The organism is Streptomyces sp. SBT349, from assembly GCF_001083795.1.
Lineage (GTDB): Bacteria > Actinomycetota > Actinomycetes > Streptomycetales > Streptomycetaceae > Streptomyces.
Map to the genome: position 1 here is coordinate 1 of NZ_LAVK01000003.1, position 25,191 is coordinate 25,191.

Here is a 25,191-nt window from a genome sequence, read left to right on the forward strand (position 1 = left end):
GGGGGCGGCGGGGGGGGGGGGGGCCCCGAGGGGGGCGCCGGGGCCGAGGGCGACGCGTTCGCCACCGTGCTGGAGACGAGCCTGGCTCCGGGCGAGAGCGAGACGGCGGTCTTCGAGGTGCCCGACGACGGCTTCCTGCTGATCACCGACATCGTGGCCGACGCGCCGCAGGGGGACACCGGCACCCTGCGCGTCACCATCGACGACAGGACCGTCACCTCGCTGGCCCTGGAGAACTTCCGCAGCCACGACAACCACTGGGTGACCCCGATCGAGGCGCCGCCGGGCAGCACCATCGAGATGTCGGTGACCTGCCATCAGCCGGGGAACCCGCCCGACGGACCCACGCCCAGCACCTGCGAGGAGTCGCTCTTCGTCAACGGCACCTGGGGCGCGTTGCCCTGAGGGGGCGCCGGGGGATCCACGGTGATCGAAAACCCGTCGACACGGGTGATCACCCCGGGGATCGTTGGACGGCATGCGACAGGAAGAGATCTGGAACACCGACGTTGCCCACGGCTACGACACGCCCGGCACCGGCATGTTCGCGCCGGAGGTGCTGGAGCCGACGGTGGATCGCCTGGCCGAGCTCGCCGAGGGCGGACCGGCGCTCGAGTTCGCCATCGGCACCGGCCGGGTGGCCGTCCCCCTGGCACGACGTGGCGTGCCGGTCACCGGCGTCGAGATGTCACAGCCGATGGTGGACCGACTGCGGACCAAGGTGGACGAGGCGACGATCCCGGTCGTCGCCGGTGACATGGCGACCGCCCGCGCCCCGGGAACGTTCCAGCTGGTCTACCTCGTCTACAACACGATCTCCAACCTGCTCACCCAGGACGAGCAGGTCGCGTGCTTCCGCAACGCCGCTCGCCACCTGGCACCGGGTGGACGGTTCGTCATCGAGCTGTGGGTCCCCGAACTGCGGAAGCTGCCGCCCGGCCAGCAGGCCGTGGTCGGCGGGGAGTCGGGGACGGGCCACTTCGTCCTGGACGCCTACGACGTGCTGCGCCAGCACGTCGTCTCCCACCACTTCTGGTTCGGCGACGGCGAGGAGACGCGGATGTTCCGCAGCCCGCACCGCTACATCTGGCCGACGGAGCTCGATCTCATGGCCCGGCTGGCCGGCTTCCGGCTGGAGTCCCGGCACGCGGACTGGCACGGAGCCGAGTTCACCGCCGAGTCGCGGTCCCATGTCTCCGTCTACCGGCGTGGCGAGAAGGGCCCGGACCAGCTCGGCGGCTGAGCCCGCGCTGTCCGGGCACCTCCTAGCCGGCCACCCGCGTGGTGCGCTGGCCCGCGTCGAGGACGGTGATCGCGCCCGCCCACAGGCATACGCACGTTGAGCGGGCGGTGAGCGCGGGCACCCGGGCGACCAGCACGGTCGGGGAGCCCGGGGCCCAGGGCGCGGACACCGCCGGGACGCACGGCGCCGGGGTCGGCACCCCCGCCGCGGCGGCGGTGGCCGCCACCACCGCCGGATTGGTGCGGCTGTTGCACAGGCCGAACGGCGCCAGGTTCGCCACCGGCCGGATGTCGTCGATCCGGGCGACCGGCCTTCCCGACGCCGTGACTCCCCGGGGCGGCACCGCGAGAGGGGCGGGGGAGAGCCCGAACGAGCACCGGAGCATCGCGCCCGCGACGACCACCGCGCTCATGACCCCTCCCCGGCAACGGTCTCGGTGAGGAGGTCACGGGCGGTGGACCGCCGGGCGGGGAGGCCCTCGGCTTGTCGGAGCATGCGCACGACGGCAGTGTTCCCGGCGACGCGTGCGGCACGGCAGGGACGCGGGGGCAGACTTCCGGGCAGCGTGCGCGAGGCGTCGGGCGCGAGGCGTCGGGCGCGGGTGCCGCGCCTGGCCGCGCCTCGCCGCGGTCGGCGTCGGGTCACCACCGGGGGATGAGCGGCGCGTCCGGTTCGTGCTGCCGCCAGGCCGCGGTGAGGCGGGCGAGGCGGGTGGGGTGGGCGATGCCGCGCACGGTCGCGATCCTGCCGCCGGTGATGTCGAACGCCACGACGCCGACGACCTCGTCGCCGGGCACGAAGAGGATGGCGGGGGCGCCGTTGACGCGCGCGTAGTGGATGGCGGGCGTGCCGCCGGCGAAGCGCCGTTTCGCGGGTGTCGGTGTGAAACCGGCCCGTGCGACGGCCGCGATGCCCTGCGGAGTGTCATACCGCAGCAGCGTCCCGGCCAGGCCGCGGGCGCCGTCGGAGATCGCGGTCGCGTCGTCGGTGAGCAGCGCCACCAGCCGTTCGGTGCGGCCCGAGGAGGCGGCGGCGAGGAATTCCTCGACGATCCTGCGGGCGGATGCCGGGTCGCCGTCGCCGTTGCCGCTGCCGTTGCCGCGGCGGCGCGCGGCGGTGATGCGGTGCCGGGCCCGGTGGAGGTGCTGCTGGCTCGCGGACTCTGTGACGCCGAGGATCTCGGCGATCTCGGCGTGGCTGTGGCAGAACGCCTCGCGCAGGAGGTAGACGGCCCGCTCGACGGGGGACAGGCGTTCCATGAGCGTCAGCACGGCCAGGGAGACCGATTCGCGCTGCTCGAACGTGTCGGCCGGGCCGAGCATCGGGTCGCCGTCGAGGAGCGGTTCGGGCAGCCAGGCGCCGACGGCGCGTTCGCGGCGGGCTTGTGCCGAGCGGAGCCGGTCGAGGCACAGGTTGGTGACGACCCTGGTCAGCCACGCCTCCGGCACCTTGATCCGCCGCCGGTCGGCGGCCTGCCAGTGCAGGAACGCGTCCTGCACGGCGTCTTCGGCGTCGGCGGCGGAGCCCAGCAGCCGGTACGCCAGCGGGGCCAGCCGGTTCCGGCTGGCCTCGAACCGGCCGGTGTCGAAGCGATCAGCGGCGGCGCCGTCCACGCGAACCACCCTAGGCGGCTAGGCGACCGCCTGCCCGGCCGGCGTATGCGCGGATCCATCCGGCACGGCGGCCAGGCGGCGCGTGCGCCTGGGCAGGCCGAAGGTCGGGTGCGAGGAGCTCCACAGCGCGGCCGTGACGATGCCCCACTTGATCCGCGCGGCCTTCCGGCCGCCCACGTACGTCGGCCTCGGCCGCGCCTCGTCGTCGACCCTCTGCAGGATCCCGTCCCGCCGCCCGAGGCTGATGGCGTTGTACGCGTAGACCAGCCTGGTGTTCTCGATACCGCGGCCGGTCAGGCGTCCCACGATCGCGTCCGTGGCCTGCCGGCCGGTGTAGCCCGCCGAGGCGCAGGACATCGGCAGCGGCCGGCCGTTGTCGCCGATGGCGTGGGCGCTGTCGCCGACGGCGTAGACGTCCGGGTGCGAGAGCGACCGCATGGTGCGGTCGACGACGATCCGGCCGTTCGCGGTGACCTCAAGACCGCCGGCGGCGGCGATGGGGCTGACCGCGAACCCGGCCGCCCACACGGTCGCGTCGGACGCCAGGGCGGTGCCGTCGGCGCACAGCACCCGCGTCGCCTCGACGGCTTCGACGGTGGTGTGCTCCAGGACGGTGATGCCCAGCCGGTCGCAGGCCCGGCGCAGGTGGCCGCCGGCCCCGACGGCGAGCCGGGCGCCCAGCTCGCCGCGGGCGACCAGCGTCACCGGCAGGCCGGGCCGGGATTCGGCGATCTCGGTGGCGGTCTCGATGCCGGTCAGCCCGTCACCGACGACCAGCACGCTCCCGCCCGCGCCCCGCCGCTCCAGGCCGTCCAGGCGCTCGCGCAGGGTCAGCGCCGAGGGCCGGCCGGCGACGTCGAAGGCGTTCTCGGCCACGCCGGGGACGCCGTGGTCGGCGACGCGGCTGCCGAGCGCGTAGAAGAGCGTGTCGTAGCCGAGCTCGCCGCTACCGCCGTCGGCATGGGCCACGGCGACGACCCGGCGCTCGGGGTCGACGGCGGTGACACGGGCCAGGCGCAGCCGTATCCCCGTGCCCGCGAAGACGTCGGCGAGCTTCGGAGCCGCGATCTCCTGGCCGGCCGCGAGCTGGTGCAGGCGCATCCGCTGGACGAAGTCCGGCTCGGCGTTGACCACGGTGATCTCGGTGTCCGCCGGGGACAGCCGGCGGGCCAGGATCCCCGCCGTGTAGGCCCCGGCATAGCCGGCGCCGAGGAGGACGATGCGGTGCTTCATGTGGCGCTCCTGTCGGTTCGCTTGCTCCCTCGGTGGGTTGAGCGGAACAGCGCCCCGATTGCTGACAGGAACCGCGTGTGGCGTGGGTCACAGGGCTGGGTCACAGGACTTGGCCCCAGAGCTGGGTCACAGAGTCGTCCCCGGACGCCGCCCCGCCCCTCGTCCCTGCGCTGCCGGGCCATGCGCGGACCGGGTCGCGGATGATCGGTATTGTCCTCGCGGTGCGCGGAATCGTGCCGATTCTCCCCCCTACGCTTACCGTCCGAGTGGCCCGAATGACCAGGGGCCTTCCGCTCCGTGAGGGTAAGCGCTTACCGAGTCGAGGTCTCGCGCCCGGGGGCCGCCCGCCTCGCTGTACTCGACGACGAAAGGCGAGCCAAGGATGAGACGTTCAATGGCGTTGCGACTCTCCGCGGTGCTGGCCTCGATGGCCATAGCGACCGCGACCGGTGCGTTCCTGTCGATGCCCGAAGCGTCGGCGGCGGCCGGCAGCGCCACCGGCTACGCGACCCAGAACGGCGGGACGACCGGCGGCGCGGGCGGGCAGACGGTCCGGGCCACCACGGGAACCGCGATCCACGCGGCCCTGTGCGGCCGGGCCAGCAGCGAGACCCCGATCATCATCGAGGTCGAGGGGACCATCAACCACGGCAACACCAGCAAGGTGTCGGGCGACAGCTGCAACACCGCCGCGGGCGTGATCGAGCTCAAGCAGATCAGCAACGTCACGATCATCGGCGTCGGCAGCGGAGCCGTCTTCGACCAGCTGGGCATCCACGTGCGCGAGGCCAGCAACATCATCATCCAGAACGTGACCGTCCGGAACGTCAAGAAGTCCGGCTCGCCCACGTCCAACGGCGGCGACGCCATCGGCATGGAGAGCGACGTCCGCAACGTCTGGGTCGACCACGTCACCCTGGAGGCGTCGGGCGGGGAGTCGGAGGGCTTCGACGGCCTCTTCGACATGAAGGACAACACCCAGTACGTGACCCTCTCCTACAGCATCCTGCGCGACTCCGGCCGCGGAGGGCTCGTCGGGTCCAGCGAGAGCGACCGCTCGAACGGCTTCGTCACGTACCACCACAACCTCTACGAGAACATCGACTCCCGCACCCCCCTGCTGCGCGGTGGCACCGCCCACATCTACAACAACCACTACGTGAGCCTCCACGAGTCCGGGATCAACTCCCGAGCCGGAGCTCGCGCCAGGGTGGACAACAACTACTTCGAGGACTCCAAGGACGTCCTGGGCACCTTCTACACCGACGAGGCCGGCTACTGGCAGGTCGGCGGCAACGTCTTCGACAACGTGACCTGGTCCAGCCCCGGTGACGAGAACAACCCCGCCGGCCCGGACCCGCAGTCCACCACGACCGTCAGCATCCCGTACTCCTACAGCCTCGATGACGCCGGTTGCGTGCCGGACGTCGTCAGCCGGACGGCGGGCGCCCACACCGGTCTGGCCGAGTCGGACGGCGACTGCTCGCCGTAGACGCGGGGACGGCCCGGACCGAGCCGGATCAGCGGGGGTCCCGGCCGCGCCTCGCGGCGAACGCCGCGAAGCGCAGGGCCACCTCGCGCCAGACCTCGACGAGGGCGGGGTCGTCCGCGACGGCGCGACGGTGCAGTGCCTCCCGGTCCACCCCATGACGCGCGAGCCGCCCGGCTGACCACTGGGCGATCCGCTCCGGGTCGCTCTCCGGATGGAACTGAACGCCCCACGCCGCCTCGCCGACCCGGAACGCCTGATACGGGCACCGGTCGCTCTCCGCCAGCCACCGCGCGCCCTCCGGCAGCCGGACGATCGCGTCCACGTGGTTCTCGATCGCCACGGGACGCGGCGGCAACCGGCGGAACAGCGGGTCCTCCGCCGCCTCGCCGCGCAGCGTCAGCCGCGTGCTCCCGAACTCCGGCTCCCCGTGCTCCGCCCGCACGGCTCCGCCGGCGACGCTCGCCAGCATCTGTCCGCCGAGACAGATGCCGACCATCGGGATCTCCCGGTCCAGCGCGTCCCGCACCAGCCGCCGCGCCGGGGCCAGCCAGGGCGCTCGCTCGTCGTCGTCCGGCAGATAGGCGCCGCCGAGAACGAGCAGCGCCGCGTGGTCCAGCCTGCCGGGCAACGGCTCTCCGGCGTAGGCCCGCACGACGCGCAGATCGAGCCCGCCCTCGGCGAGCCACCCGGCCCACCGACCGGGACCACCGGCCGCCATGTGCTGAATGACCAGAGCCTCGGTCCTACGAGCCATGTTCCACTCCCGTGTCGTGCGCCTGCCCGGCCGTGCCGGTCTCCCTGTCGGAGACCGTTCTGCCCCACCCCACCGCACACCACCCCCCGGCGGGCACGCGCCATCAGCCGATCGGCTGATGCTCCTTCGAGCGCGATGGGCGATGTCCGCCCCCGTCCCGCCGCGGCACGCTCATTCCCATGGCAATCATCGAAGTCAGCGGCCTGCACAAGGGCTACGCGGGAAGGAAGGCCGTCGACGGCGTGTCCTTCACCGTCGAGAAGGGAGAGATCTTCGGGATCCTCGGCCCCAACGGCGCGGGCAAGACCACCACGGTCGAGTGCGTGGAAGGACTACGGCGCCCCGACGCCGGCAGCGTCCGCGTGGCCGGGTACGACCCCGTCGCCGACCGCGACTCCGTCACCCGCATCCTGGGCGCGCAGCTCCAGGAGAGCGAACTACAGCCCAAGATCACCGTCAGGGAGGCGCTCGAACTGTACGCCGCCTGCTACCCGGACCCCGCCGACTGGCGCGCCCTCGCCGAGCGCCTCGGACTCAACGACACACTCCGCACCCGGTTCGCGAAGCTCTCCGGCGGCCAGAAGCAACGCCTGTCCATCGCGCTCGCCCTGGTCGGCAAGCCCGGCATCCTCGTACTGGACGAGCTGACCACCGGCCTCGACCCGCGAGCCCGCCGCGACACCTGGCGGCTCATCCAGGACATTCGCGACAGCGGGGTCACCGTGCTGCTGGTCACGCACTTCATGGAGGAAGCACAGCGCCTGTGCGACCGGATAGCCCTGATCGACAAGGGCCGGATCACCGCACTGGACACCCCGTCCGGGCTGATCGGACGCACCGCGGGCAGCACGGCGATCTCCTTCACGCCCTCCGCCCCGCTCGACGTGCGGCTGCTGGCGGAACTGCCCTCGGTCGCGTCCGTGACGCACGAGGACGGCCGGATCGTGGTCAACGGCACGGACGAGACGGTGCACGCCGTGCTCTCGCTGCTCGCCGGGCAGGGCGTCTCCGCCCACCAACTCCGCGTCACCGAGGCCACCTTGGACGACGCCTACCTCGACCTGACGGGACCGGACGCATGACCACGTTCAACCTCGGCCGCAACCCCGGCCGCACGGCGGCCGTCAAGGGCAGCGCCACCGCCGTCCTCAAGGCGGAGGGACGCCTGATCCTGCGCGAGCCCGCCGCCCTCTTCTGGGTGCTGGCCTTCCCCGCGATCCTGCTGTGCATCCTGGGCGCCATCCCCTCCAACCGGGAGCATTCGGCCGAACTGGGCGGCCTGCGCGTCGTGGACCTCTACGTCCCCGTCGCCATCCTGCTCGCCGTGATCACGGCCGGCCTCCAGACCATGCCGCCCGTCCTCACCGGCTACCGCGAGCGCGGCATCCTGCGCCGCATGTCCAGCACCCCCGTGCGGCCCGGCTCCCTCATCGGCGCGCAGATCGCGCTGCACGGCGCGGCCATCGCGGTCTCCGCGCTGCTCGCCCTCGCCGTGGGCCGGATCGTGCTCGACGTGGCCCTGCCCCGCCAGCTCTTCGGATACCTGGTGGCGCTCGCTCTCGTCACCCTGGCCACCCTGGCGCTCGGCGCCACCATCTCCGCCGTCTGCCGCACCACGAAGATCACCCAGGCAGTAGGCTCGGCGGTGTTCTTCCCGGCGATGTTCGCCTCCGGTGTCTGGCTGCCGGTCGCGGCCATGCCCGACGTGCTCCAGCGCATCGTGAGCCTCACCCCGCTGGGCGCCGCCGCACAGGCCCTCGACGAGGCCGCCGCGGGAGACTGGCCTGACTGGACACACCTGGGGGTCATGGCGCTGTGGGCGGTCCTGCTGATCGCCGCGGCCCGCCGCTGGTTCACGTGGGAGTAGCTCGTGCCATGACGATGACGGTCGAGGAGCGCTGGGCGCAGTTCTTCCGGTACGGGCCGTACGCCCTGCTGGGCCTCGCCACGCTCCTCGGATCCGTGGCCGCCCCCCTGATCATGACCCGGTGGGAGATGTACGTCGCGGGGGCTCTGCTCCTCGCCACGCTGGCCGTGCAGGCGTGGTGGTCCCGGGCCATGCCGCGGCTGCTGGCGGCGGCCCCGGGCGAACACGCGGCCGACGCGGAACGGGGGGCCGGCACCCCGTTGCTGCCGGAGGGGACCACGGCCGGTCGCGTCTACTTCGTGCTGCGCACCGCCCTCGCCTTCGCCCTGACCTGGTTCAATTCCTTCTTCGCGATCTATGCCTGCCTCGGCTACTTCGACGCCGCGCAACTGCTGCCGCCGCGCGCCGCCCGGGCCGGGATCATGGTCACCGCCGTCGCCCTGGCGGGCTCCCAGTCCGGCGGACTGCCGCCGGACTCGCCGATGCAATGGGTGGTCTTCGGCGCGCTGCTCGTCTTCAACGCGACGCTCGCCATCAGCCTCAACCACCTCGGTGCCAAGGAGGCCGAGAAGGCCGAGGAGCGGGCCGAGACCATCACCGCCCTGGAGAAGGCCCTCGCCGAGAACGCCGCCCTGCACGCCCAACTCGTCCTCCAGGCGCGGGAGGCCGGCGTCGCCGACGAGCGACGCCGCCTCGCCGCCGAGATCCACGACACCATCGCCCAGGGCCTGACCGGCATCATCGCCCAGCTCCAGGTGGTCTCCTCCACCGCCGATCCGGACCTGGCCCGCGAGCACGTGGGCCGCGCCCAGGCGCTGGCCCGCCACTCCCTGGGCGAGGCCCGGCGCTCCGTGGCGAACCTCTCTCCCGCCGCCCTGGAGCACGACACGCTCCCCGAGGCGCTGAAGAAGACCGTCGGCGAGTGGTCCGAGCGCACCGGCGTGGCGGCCCGGCTCACCGTCACCGGCACCGAGGAGCCGCTGCACGACGAGGTCGCCGCCACCCTCCTGCGGATCGCCCAGGAGGCCCTCGCCAACACCGGCCGCCACGCCCGCGCCGCCCGCGCGGGCGTCACCCTCTCCTACATGGGCGACGAGGTCACCCTGGACATACGCGACGACGGCCGCGGCTTCGACCCCCTCGCCGCGGCGACGCGCACCGGCAGCGGCGGCTTCGGCCTCGACGGGATGCGCGCCCGCGCCGAACGCATCGCCGGCACCGTCGCCGTCGAGTCGGAGCCGGGGCAGGGCACCGCGATCAGCGCCCGCGTACCGTTGGTGCGCCATGGCTGACCGGACCATCACGTTGCTGATCGTCGACGACCACCCCGTCGTCAGGGACGGCCTGCGCGGCATGTTCGCCTCCGATCCCGGCTTCGCCGTCCTCGGTGAGGCCGCGGGCGGTGCCGAGGGGGTCGAACTCGCCCTGCGCCTGGACCCGGACGTCGTCCTGATGGACCTGCGCATGCCCGCCGGCAGCGGCGTCGAGGCGATCGCCGACCTCACCCGGCGCGGCGCCCGCGCCAAGGTCCTCGTCCTCACCACGTACGACACGGACTCCGACACCATCCCCGCGATCGAGGCGGGCGCCACCGGCTACCTCCTCAAGGACGCGCCCCGCGACGACCTGTTCACGGCGGTCCGCGCCGCCGCCGAGGGCCGCACCGTCCTGTCGCCCGCCGTCGCGTCCCGCCTCGTCGGCGCCGTCAGGAACCCCGCCACCCCCGCGGCCGAGGTGCTCTCGGCCCGCGAGCGCGAGGTGCTCGAACTGGTGGCCAGGGGCACCTCGAACCGCGAGATCGCCCGGGAGCTCTTCATCAGCGAGGCGACGGTCAAGACCCATCTGACCCATCTGTACAGGAAGTTGAGGGTCAACGACCGGGCGGCAGCGGTGGCCGTGGCGTACGACCGCGGCATCCTGGGCTGAGCCTCAGGCGCGCCGGCCGCCGCTCCGCGGCCGGGCTCAGCGGTGGCTCAGCACGTTGAGCACCCGGCCGTTGGGGTCACGGACGAAGAACCGCCGCACGCCCCACTCCTCGTCCTGGAGCGGATGGACGATGTCCGCGCCGCTCTCCTGCAGGGCGGCGTAGGCCGCGTCCACGTCATCCACCTCGATGCTCATGTCGGGGATGACCGGGGCGGTTTCGTCGCTGGTCATGAAGCTGATCTGCGCCGCCGGCAGGGTGGGGGAGGCAAGCGTCATGATCCACCCCAGGTTCATGACCTCCTCGAAGCCCAGTCGGCCATAGAACTCGCGGCTCTCTTCCGCGGCGGCCTCCGACGGGACGACGGGCATGACACGGCGAACGGACATCGGTGACTCCAGGTGAGGACGGAGGTGGTTCTCGGACTCTCCCGCACTACACCACACCGCCGCCGGCCGGCCGGGGGTCGGCGACCTCATGGCAGGGTCCAGGCCAGACCGTCCGCGGTGACGGCGAGTCCCCCGGAGGCGGCGGGGCCGGGGTCGTCGAGCGGACCGCCGTACAGCGCCTGCTCCTGGAGCTCGTTGCCGGTACGGAAGGTCGCGCCGACGACCCGGGAGGAGAGCAGCGGATTGACGCGGTCGCCCGCGGTCGCCAACCGGCCCACCGCGCCGTCCAGTTCGGCCGCCGCGGAACGCCAGTGGGCGCCGAGCCGCTGGGTGCCGACCACCGCCGCGTCGCCGGACACCAGCCCGCCGGCCAGCTCGGCGAACGCGGCGGCCTCGCCGGTGTCCACCCGGGCCACCTTCTTCGCCGACCAGAAGTACGAGCGCTCGTCGCGTTCCATGTCGTAGAACGCCATGAGGAACTCGTAGAACACGGCGTACTCGCGGCGGTAGCGCGCCTCGAACTCGGCGAAGCCGCGCGCCTCGGGCACGCTGCCGTCCAGCGCGGCGTTCACCGCGCGGGCGGCCAGCAGGGCGCCGTAGGTGGCCAGGTGCACCCCCGAGGAGAGCACCGGATCCACGAAGCACGCGGCGTCGCCGACCAGCGCGACCCCGCGCGCCCAGAACGCCTTCTTCCAGTAGGAGTAGTCCTTGCGCACCCGCACCCGGTCGTAGGGTGGCTCGGTCGCGACCGGCACGTCCGCCAGCAGCCGTCCGACCTCGGGGCAGGCGCGGATCATGTCCCGCCAGGCGGCGCGCGGATCGCGCTGGACCGCCGGGGTGTGCTCCGGCGCGATGACGGCGCCGACGCTGGTCAGGTCGTCGCGCAGCGGGATGTACCAGAGCCAGCCCGCGTCGAAGGCGGCGCAGAAGATGTTGCCGCTGTTCGGCTCGGGGAGCCGGCGCCCGCCCGCGAAGTAGCCGAACACGGCCAGGTTGCGGAAGAACTCGGAGTACACGCGCGCACCGCCGACCCGGCCGTGGATCCGGCTGGTGTTGCCGGACGCGTCGATGACGAAGGGGGCGTGCGCCGTGCGCGGGGTGCCCCCGGGGTCGGTGTACTCGACGCCGCGCACCCGTTCGCCGTCGGCCACCAGGCGCCGCACCGGGCTGCCCTCGCGGATCTCGACCCCGGCGCGGCCCGCGTTGCGCAGCAGGATCTCGTCGAACCGGGAGCGTTCCACCTGGAACGCGGTCGCCGTCGGCTCGGGCAGGCGAGGCGTCATGGAGAAGGAGAACTGCCACGGCCGTGGGTCGCGCCCCCAGCGGAACGTGCCGCCGCGTTTGGGTGTGAAGCCCGCCCGGGCGACCTCGTCGGCGACGCCGAGGATGCGGCACAGGCCGTGCACGGTGGCGGGCAGCAGCGACTCGCCGATCTGGTATCTCGGAAACGTCTCCCGTTCCAGGAGCAGCACCCGGTGACCGCGCATGGCCACGGCGGTCGCCGCGGTCGAGCCGGCCGGGCCGCCGCCCACCACGATCAGGTCGTAGTCCGGGGTCATCGGGGATCTCCTGTTCTCACGTGCTCTCACCCGGCCGGCCAGGCGCGGATCGCCGCGGCCGTGGTGTCGGCGTCGCGGTGGACGAGGGAGTAGTGGTCGCCGGGGACGTCGACGACGTCGTGGGGCAGCGGCCAGTGCGGGCGCCAGTCCCGGTCGGCGTCGATCCGCCGCATCTCCGCCGTCGGCCGGCCGCGGAGCAGGAGGGCCGGAACCGGCGACGGTTCGGGGCGCCAGTCCTCCAGCACCCGCGCATAGCCACCGCCGGCGATCAGCAACGAGTCGTCGAACTGCTCGACCAGCTCGTCCGGCAGGGCGGCGCCGGCGGCCATCAGGGCCAGCGCCCGCGCGTCGTCGCGGCGCAGCACGCCGGCGTGCGAGTCGAGCAGGACCACGCCGGCCGGTGGCCGCCCCGCGCTCGCGAGGTAACGGGCCACGGCGTGCGCGACGGCGCCGCCGGCGCAGAAGCCGACGAGGACGACCGGTCGGCCGGGCGACAGCGCGTCCACCGTGTCGGCGTGCGCGCGCACCAGCGCGGCCACGCTGTCCGGTACCGCCCGGCGGCCGCCGAATCCGGGATGTTCCAGGAGGAACAGGTCGCGTTCGCCGTCGAACCGCTCGGCCAGGCCGGCGGGGACGCGGTGGTGGGGCGTGAGGTAATCCGGGATGTACGCCAGCGCGGTGCCCTCGCCACGGGCCAGCCGAACCGGGGGGACGGCATGCCGGGCGCGCTCGGCCGCGGCGAAGGACGGCACCGCGGAGGACGCGAAGTAGCGCAGCGCCATCGCCTCCAGCGGGCCCCGTTCGCGCAGGACCCGGTGGTAGACGGCGCTCAACCGGTAGGACGGCGGCGGAGCGTGGCTCTCGGCGTCGGGCCCTGCCCCCGCTTCGGCCCCGGTCCCCGGCAGGCCCCCGCCGTTTCGCAGCTCGGCGTGGACATGCGCGGCCAGCGCGGCGAGCGTCGGGTGGTCGAGAACGACCGTCGGCGCCAGCCGCACGCGCGTGAACGCGCTGAGCCGGTTGCGGACCTGCACCGCGGTCAGGGAGTCGAAGCCGAGCCGGCCGAACTCCCGGTCGGCGGGGAACGCGGACGGGTCCGGAAAGCCCAGCACCGCGGCCAGCTCGGCACGGATCAGCTCGGTCAGCACGCTCTCGCGCTCCCGCGCCGGAACGGCGGCGAGCCGCTCGCGCCAGGCGCCGGGCGCCTGCGCGGTGGCCGACGGGGCGGCGCTCGTCCCCTCCGGAGACGGACGCGCACGCGCCAGGTCCGCCAGGTCCGCCAGGACCGGCGGTCCGGACGGGCCGCCGGCGGCCGCGGGATCCAGCGGGAGCGGCACCAGCACCGGCTCCGCACGGCGCAGCGCGGCGTCGAGCAGGCCGATGCCCTCCCGCTCGGTGACCGGCCGGATGCCGCCCTCGCCGAGACCGAGCGGCGCGACCCGGCCCGCCATTCCTCCGCCGTCCGCGGCGGACCACGGACCCCAGGCCAAGGATTGCGCGGGCAGGCCGCGGGCGACCCGGTGGCGGGCGAGCGCGTCGAGAAACCCGTTCGCGGCCGCGTAGTTCGACTGCCCCGGCCGGCCCAGCACGCCGGCGGCCGAGGAGTACAGCACGAACGCGGACAGCCCGAGATCCCTGGTCGCCTCGTGCAGATGCCAGGCGCCGTCCGCCTTCGGCGCCAGTACGGCCGCCACCCGGCGCGGGGTCATGGCGTCCACCACGCCGTCGTCCACCACCCCCGCGAGATGGAACACCGCGGTCAGCGCCGGTCGGCAGGCCGCGACCAGGGCGTCGACGGCCGCCCGCCCGCTCACGTCGCACGCCACCACGGTCACGGTGGCCGGCAGATCGGCCACCCACGCGGGGACCCGGCCGCCGCGGCCGGCCAGCAGCAGATGGCGGACCCCGCGTTCGGCCACGAGATACCGGGCGAGGCTCGCACCGAGCCCGCCGGTGCCGCCGGTGATCAGGACCGTGCCCTCGGGATCCAGGGCGGGCGCCTCGGCGGTCCGCGGATCCGCGGCGGTCAGCCGGGGCACCAGGACGACGCCGTCGCCCAGCGCGACCTGGGGTTCGCCGGTGCGCAGCGCCGCGTCCAGGGCCTCCGGGGAGGCGGGACGGCCGCGGCGGTCCACCAGCGCCATCCGGCCGGGGTGCTCGGACTGGGCGCTGCGCACCAGCCCGGCGACCGCGGCCTCGGCCAGGTCCGGATCGTCTCCGGTGGCGTTGCGGGTGAGGATCAGCAGGCGGCCCGGCCGCGCGTCGGAGACCCAGTCGCGCACCCGCGCCAGCGTGGCCGTGACGAGGTCCCGGACGCGTTCGGGCAGGTCGGCGCCCTCGGGCAGGCCCGCGGCCAGGCGTGCAACGTCGAGCAGTTCGTGCTCCGCGCCCGCGTCGCCGGCCGGCGCGGCGGGCCGCCAGAGAGGCCGGTACACCTCGGCGCGGGTGGCGGGCACCGCGGGGATCGCCCGGGTGACCACGGACTCGATCGCGGCGAGTAGCCGGTCGGCCGGGTCGGTGAGGGTGATCCGGAACTCGTCCGGTCCCAGCCGCCGCAGACGGGCCCGCGCGGCGGTGGCACCGGTCGTGTACACGGTCACGCCGGTGCAGGCGAGCGGGGCCCGCGGCTCGTCCGGTCGTTCGGCCAGCAGCGCGGCGTGCAGCGCGGCGTCGAGCAGCGCCGGATGCAGGGCGTACGAGCCGGCGGTCGCCGCCTCCCCGGGCGGGAGCGCCACGTCGGCGAAGAGTTCCGCCCCACGGCGCCACAGGGCGGTCACCGCGCGGAACGCGGGCCCGTAGCGGTGGCCGTACGGGGCGAGGCCTGGGTAGTCGACCGGGATCTCCTCCGCGCCCGGGGGCGGCCACGCCCCCGGCGGAACGGCGGGTGGCGCGCCGGCAGGCGCGATCGCCGCGGTGGCGTGCCGGGTCCACGGCCCCGTGGCGCCGGCGGTGCGGGCCCAGACGGTGACCGGGCGGGTCCCCGCCTCGTCCGCCGCGCCCGCGACCACCTGGACCCGCGCCGGATCGGCCCCGGAGAGGATCAGCGGCTCGTGAAAGGCCAGTTCGGCCAGGCGCACGGCGCCGGACGCCCCGGCCGCGCGGCAGGCCAGCTCGGCGAACACCGACGCGGGCACCAGTGTCCGGCCGCCGATCACATGGTCGGCGAGCCAGGGCTGACGGGCGGTGGACAGCACTCCCGTGTGCCGGACGCCGGGCCCGTCGGCGTCCGGCCGCTCCTCGCCCAGCAGCGGATGGCCGGCCGCGACCCGGTGCCGCGAGGCGTCCAGCCAGTAGCGCTGCCGCTGGAAGGGGTAGGTGGGCAGCGGGCGGCGACGGGCACCGCTGCCCGCGTACACCGCCCGCCAGTCCACCGGCACGCCGTGCACATGCAGGGCGGCCAGCGCCGCGAGCGTCGCGCGGGGGTCGGCGCACGCCGTGAACACCGCGCCCGCGTCCGGTGCCACGCACTCCTCCGCCGACACGCCGAGCGCGGCGGAGGGACCCGCCTCGACGAAGGCCGTGACCCCCTGGTCGGCCAGCCACTCCACCGCGTCGGCGAACCGGACCGTCTCGCGGACGTGCCGTACCCAGTGGTCGGCGGTGGCGAGCTCGTCCGGTTCGGGACGGCCGGTCACCGTGGACACCACCGGGACGGACGGCCGGTGGTAGGTCACCGACTCGGCGATCTCGCGGAACTCGGCCAGCATCGGGTCGAGCAGCGGGGAGTGGAACGCGTGGCTGACCCGGAGCCGGGTGGCCGGGTGGCCGATGCGGGCGGCCAGCTCGACCACCGCCTCCTCGTCGCCGGAGAGCACGAGGGACATCGGCCCGTTGACCGCCGCCACCGCGACCCGCCCGGGCACCTCGCCGAGCCGGTGCGCCACCTCGGCCAGCGGAGCGCGCACCGCGAGCATCGCGCCGCTGGCGGGCAGGGCGGCCATCAGACGGCCGCGCGCGGCGACCAGCCGTACCGCGTCGGCGCGGGAGAACACGCCGGCGAGGTGGGCGGCGGCCAGCTCACCGACCGAGTGACCGACCAGGTAGTCCGGTCGTACGCCGCACTCGGCGAGCAGCGCGTGCAGGGCGACCTCGAAGGCGAACAGCGCGGGCTGCGCGTAGTCGGTGCCGTCCAGCGGGCCGCCGTCGGGGTCGTCGATCACCTCCGACAGCCGCCGGTCGAGCCACGGCGTGAACGCCTCGCACACCTCGGTGAACGCCGCGCCGAACACCGGGAAGGACGCGGCCAGTTCGCGGCCCATCCGGGCCCGCTGACCGCCCTGGCCCGCGCACAGCAGCGCCACCTTCGGCCTGCTCCGCGCGGTTCCCCGGTACAGCGCGGGGCTGCCGGTGCCCTCGGCCAGATCGCGCAACCCCGCCAGCAGGCCGTCGGCGTCGGCGGCCAGCACGGCCGCGCGGCGGGCCAGCGGCGCCCTGGTGGTCGCCAGCGAGTACGCGACATCCAGCGCGTCCTGTCCGGTCCGGCCGGTTCCGCCGGTTCCGCGGGTCCCGTCCGCGAGCGTGGCCGCCAGCTTCGCCGCGTGGGCGCGCAGACCGGCCTCGTCGCCGCCGCTGACCAGCCAGGGCCCGATCGGCAGGCGGCGCGCCGGCTCGGTCGGGCCCCGGCCGGACCCGATGGCCGTGCCGGCGCCGGAGTCGACGCCGGAGTCGGCGTCGGCGCCGACGTCCGGCGGCTGCTCGATGATCACGTGCGCGTTGGTGCCGCCGATGCCGAACGAGGAGATCGCCGCCCGTCGCGGCCCCTCGCGCCGCGGCCAGGGCCGCGCCCGGTCGAGCAGCCGCACCGCACCGGCGGACCAGTCCACATGCGGCGACGGCTGCTCCGCGTACAGCGACCTGGGCAGTTCGCCGTGCCGCATGGCCTCGATCATCTTGATCACGCCCGCCACCCCGGCCGCGGCCTGCGTATGCCCGAGGTTCGACTTGACCGAGCCCAGCCACACCGGGTCGTCCGGGTCGCGGCCGGCGCCGTAGGTGGCCAGCAGGGCGCCCGCCTCGATCGGATCACCGAGCGCGGTGCCCGTGCCGTGTCCCTCGACCACGTCCACGTCCGTCCCCCGCAGTCCCGCCTCGGCCAGCGCCAGCCGGATCAGGTCGCGCTGCGCCTCGCCGTGGGGGGCGGTCAGCCCGTTGGACGCGCCGTCCGAGTTCACCGCGGAGCCGCGCAGCACGGCCAGCACCGGATGCCCGTTCCGCCGCGCGTCTGACAGCTTCTCCAGCAGCACCAGCCCGACGCCCTCGGCCCACGCGGTGCCGTCCGCGCCCGCCGCGAACGACCGGCACCGGCCGTCCGGGGACAGGCCGCGCTGGCGGCTGAACGCGATGAACGGCTGCGGGCTCGACATCACGGTCACACCGCCGGCGAGCGCGAGCGTGCACGCGCCCGCCCGCAGCGCCGCGGCGGCCAGGTCCATGGCGACCAGTGAGGAGGAGCACGCCGTGTCGACGGTCATGGCCGGGCCGCGCAGGCCGAGGACGTAGGAGATCCGGCCGGACGCCACGCTGCCCGAGGAGCCGATGCCGATGTGCGCCTCCAGCTCGTGCGCCGACACGCGGCTGCCGTAACTGGCGTGCATCAGGCCGACGTACACCCCGGTGTCGGTGCCCCGCAAGGACGGCGCGGGAATGCCCGCGCGTTCCAGCGTTTCCCAGGCGACCTCCAGGAGCAGGCGGTGCTGGGGGTCCGTGGCCAGCGCCTCGCGCGGCGAGATGCCGAAGAACAGCGGGTCGAAGTCCGCCGCGGCGCTGAGGAATCCGCCGCGCCGGGTGTACGTGGTGCCGATCCGGTCCGGGTCGGGATGGTGCAGGGCGGCGACGTCCCAGCCGCGGTCGGTGGGGAAGTCGCCGGTGGCGTCCACGCCCTCGGCCACCAGCCGCCAGAGATCCTCGGGCGAGTCCACCCCGCCCGGGTAACGGCAGCCGACGGCCACGATCGCCACCGGCTCGGCGTCCGGCCCGCGCCGCGGCGACGCCGTCGCGGGGGCGCCGCCGTGCAGCCGGGTGTCCAGGTAGGCGGCGACCTCGGCCGCGGTCGGGTGGTCCCAGACCAGCGTCGCCGGCAGCCGCAGGCCGGTGCGCAGGCCGAGCCGGTGCCACAGGGTCATCGCGTCCAGTGAGGTCAGCCCGAGATCGGCGAAGGACGTGCCGGCGTCCGGGGCGCCCGGCTCGGCGGCCGTCCCGCGGACGGCCGCGGTCTCCGCGCACACCAGGGCGGTCAGCGCGGCCCGCCGCTCGCCGGGCGTCCGGTCGGCCAGCCGCGCGAGCGCCGGCTCGGCCGGACGCGCGGCGAGCGCCTCGCGCAGCACCGCCCGCCGCGGCTTGCCCCCGGCGGTGCGCGGAACGGCGGGCGTGAACAGGACGTCCTCGGGCACCTTGTGCGCGGACAGCACCGTGGCGCACGCCCGCAGCAGGCCCGCGGGATCGAGCGTCTGCTCCGCCGGGACCACGAACGCCACCGGGACCTCGCCGAGCAGGGGATGCGCCCGAGCGACCACGGCCGCGTCGCGAACGCCGGGCAGGCCGAGCAGCACCTGTTCCACCTCGGCCGGGTCGACGTTCTCGCCGCCGCGTACGATCCGGTCGTTCACCCGGCCGGTGACGGTCAGACGGCCCTGCTCGTCGAGCCGTCCCAGGTCACCGGTGTGGTACCAGCCGTCGCGCATCGCCTCGGCGGTGGCCTCGGGCCGGTTGTGGTAGCCGAGCATGAGGCCGGGACCGCGCACGCGGATCTCGCCCTCGGCGCCGGTCGCGTCCCGGCCCGTCCCCGGATCGACCAGCCCGATGTCCATGCCGGGGACCGGCGGCCCGCTGCCGCCGGGCGGGCGCGGCCCGTCGACCGTCTCCATGGCGATCTTGCCGCAGGTCTCGGTGCTGCCGTAGCCGTCGAGCAGCGGGGCGCCGAACCGCCCCTCGACCCGCTCCCGCAGCTCCGGGTCGCTGGGCGCGCCCGCGGTGACGCACAGCCGCAGCGAGGGCACCGCGCCCAGCCCGGCGTCGAGCAGCCGCAGATAGGTCAGCGGCACGCCGCACAGGACGGTCGGCGCGAACTCACCGATGAGCCGTACCAGTTCCGCCGGGTCCGGTGACGCGGTGATCCGCGCGGTCGCCCCGGCCACGGTCGTGCCCAGCACGCAGAGCGAGTGGGCGTAGGTGTGCGCCAGCGGCAGGGGCCAGAGCAGGCGGTCCGTCGCCGACAGCCCGAGCCGCGGTCGGTAGCAGGCGACCGGGGACCAGAGGGCCGAGCGCTGGCTGGCCACCGCGGCCCTGGGCGCCCCGGAGGTGCCGGACGTGTAGAGCAGCCACGCCGGATCGTCCAGGGCGAGGTCGTCACGGGGCGCGGCCGGCCCTTGGGTGGCGAGGGCCTCGAAGTGCGAGACGGTGTCCGGCGCCGCGCCCTCACCGGTCACCACCAGGCGCGGAGACCGGCCGGCGGTCACCCGGGCTATCCGCGGCAGGTTCCGCCGGTCGGTGACCAGCACGGCCGGATCGCAGTCCTCCCAGAGCGCGGCGAGTTCGGCGTCGGTGCCGCGGGGGCTCAGCGGCACGCCGACCGCGGCGGCCCGGACGGTGGCGAGGAGGCCCTCGACGAGCTCGACGCCGTCGTCCAGGCAGAACGCCACCCTGGCGCCGCGGTCGACGTCCAGCCCCGCCGCCAACCGGGCGGTCCTGCGCTCCAGTTCCGCCCAGCTCACCCCGCGCCGGTCGTCGGTGAACGCGAGCTTCCCGCCGTGCCGTGCGGCGTTGTCGGTGAGCAACTCCGGGACGGGCCGGACCTCGATCGCTTCCGCCGCATCCATCGGGCCTCCGTCTCGGTGGGGCGTCCGCCACCGTATCGGACCGCCGAGCGGCGCCCGGCCCGGCACCGGACCCCCGGCCGTTCGCCGGAGCGCCTCGGTCAGAGAACGGGCCTGCCGCCGGTGACCGCGACGCGGGCGCCGGAGATGTAGCCCGCCTCGTCTGAGGCGAGCAGGACGTAGACGGGGGCCAGTTCGGCCGGCTGGCCGGGGCGCCCCAGGGGAGTGTTCTCGCCGAACGAGGCGACCTTCCCGGCGGGCATGGTGGAGGGGATGAGCGGGGTCCAGACGGGGCCGGGCGCGACGCTGTTGACGCGGATGCCCCGGGGGCCCAGCAGTTGGGCCAGCGCCGCGGAGAAGTTGGCGATGCCCGCCTTGGTGACGTCGTAGGCGAGAAGGCCGGGGGAGGGGGTGTCGGAGTTCACCGATGAGCTGTTGATGATGGACGCGCCGGAGGTCATCCGGGGCAGCGCGGCCTTGCAGAGGTGGAACATGGCGCTCAGGTTGGTGGCGAGGGTGCGGTCCCACTCCTCGTCGGGGATCTCCTCCAGCGACTGGTAGACCCGCTGCATGGCGGCGTTGTTCACCAGGATGTCGAGACGGTCCACCTCGTCATGGGCGCGGGCGATGACGTTCCGGCAGTGCTCCGGATCGGTGAGGTCGCCGCGGATGGCCACCCCTTTCCGGCCCGCGTCCTCGACCCAGTGGACGGTCTCCTCGGCGTCCTCGTCCTCCTCCAGGTAGGAGATGACGACGTCGGCCCCCTCCCGGGCGAAGGCGATGGCCACCGCCCGGCCGATTCCGCTGTCGCCCCCGGTGATCACGGCCGCCTTGCCGGCCAGCCGGCCGCTGCCGCGGTAGCTCTCCTCCCCGTGGTCGGGGACGGGCCTCATCTCGGCGGTGGTGCCTGGCGGTTGCTGCTGCTGGTCGGTGGGCATGGCGGGGGATCCCTCTCTGAGGCGGGGGTACGGAGGAGACGGGCGCGGCGCCGGCCGGGAAGGTCCCGCCGCATGGTCCGGTGACGGACGCCCCATTCATAGCCCTCCGGCCATCAGGCGCCCGGCACGCGCGCCGCGGGCCCGAGCCGATACCCGCGTATGGACGCGGCCCCGCCCACGCGGCGACGCCGGGCACCGTCAACTCACCGGCGCCGTGCGGATTCCCAGGCGTCTGACGTGCTGCCTTCCCCGGTTTGCCGTCCCTCGCCCCCGCCGCGCGCCCGCGCCGCGCGGTCCGTTCACGACTCCCGTTCCCGGGGGTTGACACGGCTGGGGCGGTGGGGCAGGGTCGTACGGGTAGTGCACAAGTGTGCGCTGTGCGAACATCGGGCGCCCGCCGTCCGGTCGTGCCCGATCGCGTGAGACGGTCAGTGAGGAGCGGCTCGTGGATGCCCTGTCGAGCCTGATGGACGGCTTCACGGTGGCGCTGCAACCGTGGAATCTCCTGTTCGCCCTTGTCGGTTGCGTGCTCGGCATGGTGGTCGGGGTCCTGCCGGGCGTCGGCCCGATCACCGGCATCGCGATCCTGCTGCCGCTGACCTTCTACCTGGACGCGACCGGGTCGATCATCATGCTGGCGGCCATCTACTACGGCGCCATGTACGGCGGGACGATCACCACCGTGCTCCTCAACGTCCCGGGCGAGGGCTCGTCGGCCATCACGGCGATCGACGGGCACAAGATGGCCCAGCAGGGACGCGCCGGGGCCGCCCTCGGCATCGCGGCCATCGGATCCTTCATCGGCGGCATCGCCGCGGCCGTCCTGCTGGCCTTCGCCGCGCCGCCGCTGGCCCGGATCGCGCTGGACTTCGGGCCACCGGAGTTGTTCGCGCTGCTGTTCCTCGGGCTGACCCTGCTGGTGGGTCTGGGCAGCCGATCGGTGTGGCTGAGCATGCTCAGCGGTGTGCTCGGGCTCGCACTGGTCATCCCCGGCACCGATGCCGTCACCGGGACGCCGAGGCTGACGTTCGGCAGCGTGGAGATGCTCAGCGGGCTGAACTTCGTGCCGATCATCATGGGCCTGTTCGGGCTGAGCGAGATCCTGTACCGCGCCCACCAGCGGCCCGAGAACGTGGGCGGCGACGCGACGGCCTACGCCCGGGTCAACCGTCAGGACCTGAAGGACTCGGCCGGTGCGATCGCCCGCGGCTCGGTGATCGGCTCGGCGCTCGGCATCGTGCCCGGCATCGGCACCACCGCGCCGACGCTGATGTCCTACGCGCTGGAACGGCGCGTATCGCGGACCCCCGAACGGTTCGGACGCGGCGCGATCCAGGGCGTCGCCGGGCCGGAGACGACCAACAACGCCTACGTGAGCAGCTCGATGATCCCGCTGTTCACCCTCGGCATCCCGGCGTCGCCGACGATCGCGATCCTGCTGGGGGCCTTCCTGATCAACGGACTGACGCCGGGGCCCGCGCTGTTCACCGAGGAACCCGACCTGGTGTGGGGCATCATCGCCAGCCTCTTCATCGGCAACCTCATGCTGCTCGTGCTCAACCTGCCGCTCATCCGGGTCTGGGTGCTGATCCTCAGGATCCCGGAGTCGATCCTGTTCCCGCTGATCATGATCTTCATGGTGCTCGGCTCGTACACCGTCAGCCGGAGCATGTTCGACGTCTGGGTGCTGATCGCGTTCGGACTGCTCGGCTACGCCGCCAAACTGCTCGACTTCCCGGTGGTGCCGATCGCCCTGACGATCATTCTGGGACCCCTGCTCGAAAAGACCCTGCGGCAGTCGTTGCAGATATCCGACGGGCACCCGGAGGTGTTCCTCCGGAACCCGTTCTCCTCCGCGCTGATCATCACCGCCGGACTCGTGCTCGCGTCACCGCTGCTGCGGCGGCTGGTCGGGCGGTTGCGCCCGCGGACCGTTTCCTCCCGGTGAGCCCGTCCCCCGACCGCCACCCACGACGACGTCATCGAGGATCGATATGAAGAAGCGGATCACCACTGTTCTGGCGCTGGCCCTGATGTCGGTCCTCTGCACGGCGTGCGGCAGCGGCCGCGGCGCCGGCGGGGCCGAGGCGGACTTCCCGACCCAGCCCATCTCCCTGATCGTCCCGTACGGGGCGGGCGGCAGCACCGACACCATCGCCAGACTCCTCGCCGACCACATGGAGGGCACCCTGGGGCAGCCGGTCACGGTCGAGAACGTCCCCGGCGGGGTGGGCGCGGTCGGCGTGCAGCGGGTGTTCAACGCCCAGCCGGACGGCTACACCCTGGCGATGGCGTCGGGGTCCATCCAGACGGTGACCCCGCAGACCACGGACCTGGGGTACGACCCGCTGGAGATGACCTTCGTCGCCTCGACCCACGAGTCGGTCGCCGCCCGCTTCGTCTCGGGCGACTCCGCCTGGCAGGACATCGACCAACTCGTCGAGTGGGGACGGCAGGACGGCCACGAGCTGGTCGACGCGACGTCCGGCGGCTTCGGCGTCAACGACATCGGCACGGCGGCGCTCTCCGAAGCGGTCGGCGGGCTCAACAGCCGGCCCCTCGCCACCGACGGCGGTGCGGAGGCGGTGCTGCGGATCCTGGCCGGCGACGCGGACATGAACCAGAACTCCGCGACAGCGGCACTGCCGTACGTGGAGTCCGGCGAGCTGCGCCCGTTGCTCATCGAGAGCCCGGCCTGGCCCGAGCTGGAGGAGAGGGGCGTGCCGACCTCGCAGGAGCTGTACGACTACACGATCATCAATCCGTCCTCGGTGCTGGCCCCACCCGGGCTGCCCGAGCCCATCCGGCAGACCCTCGAAGACGCCGTCCGGGCCGCCGTCGAGGACGAGGAGGTCGCCGAGCGGATGGCCGGGACATTCGAACTGGTCACCTTCCGCACCGGCGAGGAGGCCGAAGCCTACGTCCGCGAGGCGTACGAGAGCTACACGCCCGTCATCGAGGCGATGGGGGCGGGCACCAGCTGATGGCGAAACGAACGGAGAGCCCCGGCGGAGTACCGGACAAGACCGTGTCCGACCCGGCCGCGGCCGTGGCCGGAGTCCGCGACGGCGCCGTGGTGCTGGTCGGCGGCTGGGGCGGTATCGGAGTGCCCGAGGAGCTCATCGGCGCGGTGGCGGCGTCAGGCGTGACCGACCTGGTCCTGGCCTCGAACAACTGCGGCATGGGCCGCCCGGGCGACGTCGGCCAGCTGTTCCGCAACGGGCAGGTGCGCCGGGCGATCGCCACCTTCCCCGCGCACCCCGCGGCCACCGACTTCCGTACCCGGTTCGAGAACGGCGAAGTGGAGCTGGAGCTGATCCCGCAGGGCACGCTGGCCGAACGGCTGCGCGCCGCGGGCGCGGGGCTGGGCGGGTTCTTCACCCCGACCGGCGCCGGAACGCGGCTCACGGCCGGACGCGAGACCCGGGTGATCGACGGGCTCCCGCACATCCTCGAACCGCCGCTGCGCGGCGACATGGCGCTGATCAAGGCGGACCAGGCCGACGGGCTCGGGAACCTCCGGTTCCGCTACGCCGCGCGCGGGCTGAACCCGATCATGGCGATGGCCGCGCGCACGACGGTGGTCCAGGCCGACGAACTGGTGCCGGTGGGCGGCATCCACCCGGACGACGTGCACCTGCCCGGCATCTTCGTCGACCGCGTCCTCGTGACCGGGGGTGGCCGATGAGCCGCCAGGGCTGGGATGTCGCCGCGCAGGCGCGGCAGGTGGCGCGACGGCTGCGGCCCGGCAGCTACGTCAACCTGGGCGTCGGCATGCCGACGGCGGTCGCCGACCAGGTCGACCCGGAGCAACGCGTCATCTTCCACTGCGAGAACGGGCTGATCGGGTACCGCGGTCTCACGGACGGCGAGGAGGGCGACCCCGACGTGATCGACGCGGGCAGCCGCCCGGTGGCGCTGGCGCCGGGCGCCGCGATCGTCGGCCACGACATGTCGTTCGCGATCGCCCGTGGCGGCCGGCTGGACGCCACCGTGCTCGGCGCCTACCAGGTGTCCGCCGACGGCGACCTGGCCAGCTGGGCCACGCCCGAGGCGCGGCTGTCCGGCGTGGGCGGCGCCATGGATCTGGCCCTCGGCGCCCAGCGGGTCATCGTCATGATGCGGCACCGGGCCAGGGACGGTTCACCCAAGATCGTCCGCCGCTGCTCCTACCCGCTGACCGCCCCGCGCTGCGTCCGGCTGGTGGTCACGGAGCTGGCGGTGCTCGACGTGCTGCCGGACGGCCTGACGGTCACCGAACTGGCCCCGGACGTCACCTTCGAAGAGCTGGAGAACGCCACCGACGCGCCGCTGCGGCCACCGCCGCCGCCGGTCGGCCAAGGAACTGCGTGAGCAAGGAACCACGAGAGG

17 protein-coding genes and 2 pseudogenes are annotated in these 25,191 nt (G+C 74.1%); 11 read left to right on the forward strand and 8 right to left on the reverse strand.

Translation table 11 applies throughout. The features are described 5' to 3' along the window. Together ADY01_RS00660 and ADY01_RS00665 are read left to right on the forward strand one after the other, a co-directional pair. Window positions 1-405 (forward strand): annotated as a pseudogene (locus tag ADY01_RS00660) (hydrolytic protein); the annotation flags it as partial. Between the two features lie 73 nt (window positions 406-478). Beyond that, complete coding sequence (locus tag ADY01_RS00665) at window positions 479-1,243, forward strand: class I SAM-dependent methyltransferase (protein ID WP_049564023.1); 765 nt, start codon at window positions 479-481, stop codon at window positions 1,241-1,243. 22 nt (window positions 1,244-1,265) lie between these two features. Here the strand turns inward: ADY01_RS00665 and ADY01_RS00670 are convergent, their stop codons facing one another. The 3 genes from ADY01_RS00670 to ADY01_RS00680 all read right to left on the reverse strand — a co-directional run bounded on the left by ADY01_RS00670 (window position 1,266) and on the right by ADY01_RS00680 (window position 4,089). Beyond that, window positions 1,266-1,655, reverse strand: coding sequence for a DUF4280 domain-containing protein (locus ADY01_RS00670; RefSeq protein ID WP_049564025.1), 390 nt, complete (start codon window positions 1,653-1,655; stop codon window positions 1,266-1,268). Window positions 1,656-1,884: 229 nt separating this feature from the next. Next, entirely contained in the window at window positions 1,885-2,856 is a 972-nt protein-coding gene (locus ADY01_RS00675) for a sigma-70 family RNA polymerase sigma factor (RefSeq protein ID WP_420715556.1), read from the reverse strand. Between the two features lie 18 nt (window positions 2,857-2,874). Further along, complete coding sequence (locus ADY01_RS00680) at window positions 2,875-4,089, reverse strand: NAD(P)/FAD-dependent oxidoreductase (protein ID WP_049564028.1); 1,215 nt, start codon at window positions 4,087-4,089, stop codon at window positions 2,875-2,877. Between the two features lie 382 nt (window positions 4,090-4,471). On the opposite strand from ADY01_RS00680, the pseudogene ADY01_RS00685 reads away from it, so the two are divergent. Further along, window positions 4,472-5,578 (forward strand): annotated as a pseudogene (locus ADY01_RS00685) (pectate lyase family protein); the annotation flags it as partial. A gap of 31 nt (window positions 5,579-5,609) precedes the next feature. Here ADY01_RS00685 and ADY01_RS00690 read toward each other — a convergent pair. Beyond that, window positions 5,610-6,335, reverse strand: coding sequence for a type 1 glutamine amidotransferase (locus ADY01_RS00690; protein WP_049564032.1), 726 nt, complete (start codon window positions 6,333-6,335; stop codon window positions 5,610-5,612). Window positions 6,336-6,514: 179 nt separating this feature from the next. Here ADY01_RS00690 and ADY01_RS00695 point away from each other — a divergent pair, with 179 nt between their 5' ends. The 4 genes from ADY01_RS00695 to ADY01_RS00710 are packed head-to-tail and all read left to right on the forward strand — an operon-like array spanning window position 6,515 to window position 10,128. Then, the gene (locus tag ADY01_RS00695; protein WP_049564034.1) at window positions 6,515-7,417 is read left to right on the forward strand and encodes an ABC transporter ATP-binding protein; all 903 of its coding nucleotides are present in this window, start codon (window positions 6,515-6,517) and stop codon (window positions 7,415-7,417) included. After that, on the forward strand, window positions 7,414-8,202 hold the full coding sequence (locus tag ADY01_RS00700; protein ID WP_049564036.1) for an ABC transporter permease: 789 nt from the start codon (window positions 7,414-7,416) through the stop codon (window positions 8,200-8,202). The genes ADY01_RS00695 and ADY01_RS00700 overlap by 4 nt, the downstream gene beginning before the upstream one ends. 8 nt (window positions 8,203-8,210) lie before the next feature. Continuing rightward, window positions 8,211-9,494: a sensor histidine kinase gene (locus tag ADY01_RS00705; protein ID WP_049564038.1), complete on the forward strand. Its 1,284-nt coding sequence runs from the start codon at window positions 8,211-8,213 to the stop codon at window positions 9,492-9,494. Next, window positions 9,487-10,128, forward strand: a complete 642-nt coding sequence (locus ADY01_RS00710; protein WP_049564040.1) for a response regulator — start codon at window positions 9,487-9,489, stop codon at window positions 10,126-10,128. Before ADY01_RS00705 ends, ADY01_RS00710 begins: the two co-directional genes overlap by 8 nt. A gap of 36 nt (window positions 10,129-10,164) precedes the next feature. Here ADY01_RS00710 and ADY01_RS00715 read toward each other — a convergent pair whose 3' ends face one another. The 4 genes from ADY01_RS00715 to ADY01_RS00730 form a co-directional block, all read right to left on the reverse strand. Further along, window positions 10,165-10,515 carry a VOC family protein gene (locus tag ADY01_RS00715; protein ID WP_049564042.1) on the reverse strand — a complete coding sequence of 117 codons (351 nt, stop codon included), beginning with the start codon at window positions 10,513-10,515 and terminating at the stop codon, window positions 10,165-10,167. An 86-nt stretch (window positions 10,516-10,601) separates the two neighbouring features. After that, a complete protein-coding gene (locus ADY01_RS00720; RefSeq protein WP_049564044.1) occupies window positions 10,602-12,074 on the reverse strand; it encodes a tryptophan 7-halogenase in 1,473 nt (490 codons plus the stop codon). A 26-nt stretch (window positions 12,075-12,100) separates the two neighbouring features. Then, a complete protein-coding gene (locus ADY01_RS00725) occupies window positions 12,101-19,885 on the reverse strand; it encodes a type I polyketide synthase (protein WP_049564047.1) in 7,785 nt (2,594 codons plus the stop codon). Between the two features lie 98 nt (window positions 19,886-19,983). Then, entirely contained in the window at window positions 19,984-20,820 is an 837-nt protein-coding gene (locus ADY01_RS00730) for an SDR family oxidoreductase (RefSeq protein WP_049564050.1), read from the reverse strand. A gap of 445 nt (window positions 20,821-21,265) precedes the next feature. Between ADY01_RS00730 and ADY01_RS00735 the strand changes: the two genes are divergently transcribed. Genes ADY01_RS00735 through ADY01_RS00750 form a run of 4 tightly spaced genes read left to right on the forward strand, consistent with a single transcriptional unit; the run spans window position 21,266 to window position 25,173 of the window. After that, complete coding sequence (locus tag ADY01_RS00735; protein WP_049564052.1) at window positions 21,266-22,768, forward strand: tripartite tricarboxylate transporter permease; 1,503 nt, start codon at window positions 21,266-21,268, stop codon at window positions 22,766-22,768. Window positions 22,769-22,814: 46 nt separating this feature from the next. After that, on the forward strand, window positions 22,815-23,804 hold the full coding sequence (locus tag ADY01_RS00740; protein ID WP_049564054.1) for a Bug family tripartite tricarboxylate transporter substrate binding protein: 990 nt from the start codon (window positions 22,815-22,817) through the stop codon (window positions 23,802-23,804). Beyond that, window positions 23,804-24,508 carry a CoA transferase subunit A gene (locus ADY01_RS00745; protein ID WP_049564056.1) on the forward strand — a complete coding sequence of 235 codons (705 nt, stop codon included), beginning with the start codon at window positions 23,804-23,806 and terminating at the stop codon, window positions 24,506-24,508. The genes ADY01_RS00740 and ADY01_RS00745 overlap by 1 nt, the downstream gene beginning before the upstream one ends. Next, window positions 24,505-25,173, forward strand: a complete 669-nt coding sequence (locus ADY01_RS00750) for a 3-oxoacid CoA-transferase subunit B (RefSeq protein WP_049564058.1) — start codon at window positions 24,505-24,507, stop codon at window positions 25,171-25,173. Before ADY01_RS00745 ends, ADY01_RS00750 begins: the two co-directional genes overlap by 4 nt. The last annotated feature ends 18 nt before the right edge of the window (window positions 25,174-25,191 follow it).

Excerpts from the sequence above, each read along its gene's own strand:
- ADY01_RS00725 (WP_049564047.1), bottom strand. The coding sequence starts at position 19,885 with ATGGATGCGGCGGAAGCGATCGAGGTCCGGCCCGTCCCGGAGTTGCTC.
- ADY01_RS00690 (WP_049564032.1), bottom strand. The coding sequence starts at position 6,335 with ATGGCTCGTAGGACCGAGGCTCTGGTCATTCAGCACATGGCGGCCGGT.
- ADY01_RS00740 (WP_049564054.1), top strand. The coding sequence starts at position 22,815 with ATGAAGAAGCGGATCACCACTGTTCTGGCGCTGGCCCTGATGTCGGTC.
- ADY01_RS00745 (WP_049564056.1), top strand. The coding sequence starts at position 23,804 with ATGGCGAAACGAACGGAGAGCCCCGGCGGAGTACCGGACAAGACCGTG.
- ADY01_RS00750 (WP_049564058.1), top strand. The coding sequence starts at position 24,505 with ATGAGCCGCCAGGGCTGGGATGTCGCCGCGCAGGCGCGGCAGGTGGCG.
- ADY01_RS00695 (WP_049564034.1), top strand. The coding sequence starts at position 6,515 with ATGGCAATCATCGAAGTCAGCGGCCTGCACAAGGGCTACGCGGGAAGG.
- ADY01_RS00720 (WP_049564044.1), bottom strand. The coding sequence starts at position 12,074 with ATGACCCCGGACTACGACCTGATCGTGGTGGGCGGCGGCCCGGCCGGC.
- ADY01_RS00705 (WP_049564038.1), top strand. The coding sequence starts at position 8,211 with ATGACGATGACGGTCGAGGAGCGCTGGGCGCAGTTCTTCCGGTACGGG.
- ADY01_RS00715 (WP_049564042.1), bottom strand. The coding sequence starts at position 10,515 with ATGTCCGTTCGCCGTGTCATGCCCGTCGTCCCGTCGGAGGCCGCCGCG.
- ADY01_RS00670 (WP_049564025.1), bottom strand. The coding sequence starts at position 1,655 with ATGAGCGCGGTGGTCGTCGCGGGCGCGATGCTCCGGTGCTCGTTCGGG.
- ADY01_RS00680 (WP_049564028.1), bottom strand. The coding sequence starts at position 4,089 with ATGAAGCACCGCATCGTCCTCCTCGGCGCCGGCTATGCCGGGGCCTAC.
- ADY01_RS00730 (WP_049564050.1), bottom strand. The coding sequence starts at position 20,820 with ATGCCCACCGACCAGCAGCAGCAACCGCCAGGCACCACCGCCGAGATG.
- ADY01_RS00710 (WP_049564040.1), top strand. The coding sequence starts at position 9,487 with ATGGCTGACCGGACCATCACGTTGCTGATCGTCGACGACCACCCCGTC.
- ADY01_RS00665 (WP_049564023.1), top strand. The coding sequence starts at position 479 with ATGCGACAGGAAGAGATCTGGAACACCGACGTTGCCCACGGCTACGAC.
- ADY01_RS00700 (WP_049564036.1), top strand. The coding sequence starts at position 7,414 with ATGACCACGTTCAACCTCGGCCGCAACCCCGGCCGCACGGCGGCCGTC.